We start from the raw sequence: 2,703 nt of genomic DNA, 5'->3' as shown, positions 1-2,703 counted from the left end.
CCCAACGGCTGGGCCTGGTACATCGACGACGCGAACTGGGCGGCCGGCGGTTCGCCACACGGCACCAACAACCAGGGCGAGCTGCGCGCCGTGCTGGAACTGCTGCGCGCGACGGCCGGCACCGACGAGAAGCTGCTGATCGAGTGCGACAGCCGGTACGTGATCGACTCCGTGACCAAGTGGATGCCGGGGTGGAAGCGCAAGGGCTGGCGCAAGTCCGACGGCGGACCGGTGCTGAACCGCGACCTGCTGGAGGGCATCGACGAAGCCATCCGCGGCCGTGACGTCGAGTTCTCCTGGGTCAAGGGCCACGCAGGTCACCCCCTGAACGAGGCCGCCGACGAGCGGGCGAACGCGGCAGCGAAGGCGTACCAGGCCGAGCAGGAACCGCGGCGAGGACCGGGCTTCACGATGGCGACGGATGCCGGAGCTGCGGTCGCCGCCTCAGCTGCGGTCGCCGCGTCCGCCCCCTCGGCTCCGGCCTCCACTCCCACAACACCGGCGCCCGGCGCAGAGACCCTGTGGGCCGAGGCCTCCGATCTCCTCGACGGGCTGGATGCGCCGGAGGACGACCCGATCGAGCTGCGCATCCCGCTGTCGTCCGACGAGCACGCGAGGCTGCGAGACCGTGCAGAGGCTCAGGGCGTCTCGCTCGAAGAGGCACTCCGTCGGCTGATCTGAGCGCAGTGGCGGAGGCGTACACTCGCACCATGTCGACTCCTGCCCGCACCATCGGCCGTATCTTCCTCGGCGCATCGCTCGTCTTCGCCGGCGTCTCCCACCTCACGGTGGCGCGCGAGGAGTTCCAGGCGCAGGTGCCGGAGTCGCTGCCCCTCGACCCCGACACCACGGTGCTGGCCTCCGGCGTGGCCGAGGTCGCGCTCGGTTCCGCTCTGCTGCTGGCACGCCGCCGTCGGCGCACCGTCGGCACGATCGCCGCCCTGTTCTTCGTCGCCGTGTTCCCCGGCAACGTGGCGCAGTGGATGCACCACCGCGACGGATTCGGTCTCGACACCGACATGAAGCGCTTCGTCAGACTGTTCTTCCAGCCCGTGCTCGTCGCTCTGGCGCTGTGGTCGACCCGGGAGCCGCGGCGCTGAGCGACCGTCGCGGGTGAGGGCGCCCGCTGCGGCACGGCGGCTCCTCCGAGGAGCGGTCCGTAGACTCGGCGGATGACGGAATGGGTGGTGACGCAGCGGTGAAGGCCCGCACCGTCTTCGGCCTGCTCCGCCTCGGCGCCGCCGCCGTCTGCCTCGTGGCGCTCATCCATCGACTCGCCTGGGGCCTGGCGTCGAACACCATCGCCAGCCAGAACTTCTTCGCCTATCTGACCAACCAGTCGAACATCGCGTTCGTGGTGCTGTTGAGCATCGCGGGCGTGATCGCCCTGCGCACGGCACGCGATCCGCGCTGGCTCACGGTCGCGCTGGCTCTCGTGCTGACCTGGACGATCACGGCTGGACTCGTGTTCGCCATCCTCGTCTGGCAGGCCGGGGTCCGCGGTATCCGCATCGACGTCCCGTGGTCGGATCAGGTGCTCCACTTCTGGCTGCCCGCAGTGACGGTGGCGGCATGGGCACTCGCCCCCGGGCACCGTTCCGTCCCATGGCGGGTGGTGCCGGTGACGCTCGCCTATCCCGTGCTCTGGGGCGTGTTCACGATGATCCGTGGGCCACTGATCGGCTGGTACCCCTACTACTTCCTCGACCCGCGACAGGTGAGCGGGCCGCTGGAGTTCCTCGTGTCGTCCGCGATCGCCCTCGCGACGTTCGCCCTGGTCGCCTCGGTGCTCGTGCTCATCAGCCGCATGCCGCTGCCGCGAACGCCGCGCAGGGAGAGCGAGCAGAGCACGGAGACTCCGACGGTCGTGCAGGCCTCGACAGACGAGCGCGTCGGTCAGACGTAGAGGGAGAGCGAGGCGAGGGCGGCTTCGATGGCCTCGTCCTCGTCGAGTTGCGCGAAGTCGGCGGCAGCTGCCCCGCCCACGATCCCCACGAGCACGTTCTCCCCGGTCGCGGGTCGCAGGTTGATCCAGGTCGGGATCGCCACATCGGCACCGACAGCGTGCCAGATCGCCTCCTCGCTGTCCCAGAACGCCTCGTCCCAGCGCAGCCACACCGTCTCGATCGCGCCCATGCCGAGAGCGGAGACCGCGCCGCGGTTGGAGAAGGGCAGGGGCGGGTCGAACTCGATGCTCCGGTCCTGCAGCACCCCGAGCGGCACGGTGACGACGACGCGGTCGAACGACAGCGCCTCCCCGGTACCGAGACGCACGCTCACCCCCGAGTCGTCGTACGCCAGTCTCGCGACGGGCGAGTTGAGGCCGACGGTGACGCCGTCGAGCGTCTTCTCGATGAACGGCGTGAGGTCGCCCGTCGCCGCCTTCGGGTCTCCTGTGGGCAACGGCGGCGCGAACCAGCTCGAGAGTTCGTCGGCGCCGGCTCCGGTGCGGGCGGCGAGGATCGCGAGCAATGCGGCGGTCGCGGGGTCAGCAGGGTCGATACCCGCGGCGGTCAGCGCGTCGGCCACGGAGGTGTCTTCGGGAGCAGCCTGGGCCGTCGTGATCGCGGCGTCGAAAGGCTGCGGGTCGACCGGGTCGATGTCGCCGTCGGCTCCACGCCAGAGTTCGCCGGAGAGATCGACGATCCCGACCTCCCCGCTGCTCAGGCGATCGAGCACCTCGCTGTCGTCCGCGTTGAAAAG

4 protein-coding genes are annotated in these 2,703 nt (G+C 70.3%); 3 read left to right on the top strand and 1 reads right to left on the bottom strand.

The window, feature by feature from the left end:
• The 3 genes from DSP71_RS02540 to DSP71_RS02530 form a co-directional block, all read left to right on the top strand.
• Positions 1–681, top strand: a 681-nt coding sequence (locus DSP71_RS02540) for a ribonuclease H (protein ID WP_258546223.1), incomplete at its 5' end; no start/stop codon positions are given.
• 29 nt (positions 682–710) lie between these two features.
• Positions 711–1,100: a DoxX family membrane protein gene (locus DSP71_RS02535; protein ID WP_046746984.1), complete on the top strand. Its 390-nt coding sequence runs from the start codon at positions 711–713 to the stop codon at positions 1,098–1,100.
• A gap of 80 nt (positions 1,101–1,180) precedes the next feature.
• Positions 1,181–1,906 carry a Pr6Pr family membrane protein gene (locus tag DSP71_RS02530; protein ID WP_113680291.1) on the top strand — a complete coding sequence of 242 codons (726 nt, stop codon included), beginning with the start codon at positions 1,181–1,183 and terminating at the stop codon, positions 1,904–1,906.
• Here DSP71_RS02530 and DSP71_RS02525 read toward each other — a convergent pair.
• The coding region (locus DSP71_RS02525; RefSeq protein WP_147251166.1) for an FAD-dependent oxidoreductase at positions 1,897–2,703 on the bottom strand (807 nt) is incomplete at its 5' end. The two genes, DSP71_RS02530 and DSP71_RS02525, sit on opposite strands and share 10 nt — an antisense overlap.

Source organism: Microbacterium sp. H6 (assembly GCF_003314775.1).
Lineage (GTDB): Bacteria > Actinomycetota > Actinomycetes > Actinomycetales > Microbacteriaceae > Microbacterium > Microbacterium oxydans.
Note: the sequence above shows the minus strand (reverse complement) of the source record. Positions and strands in the feature narration are given on the sequence as shown.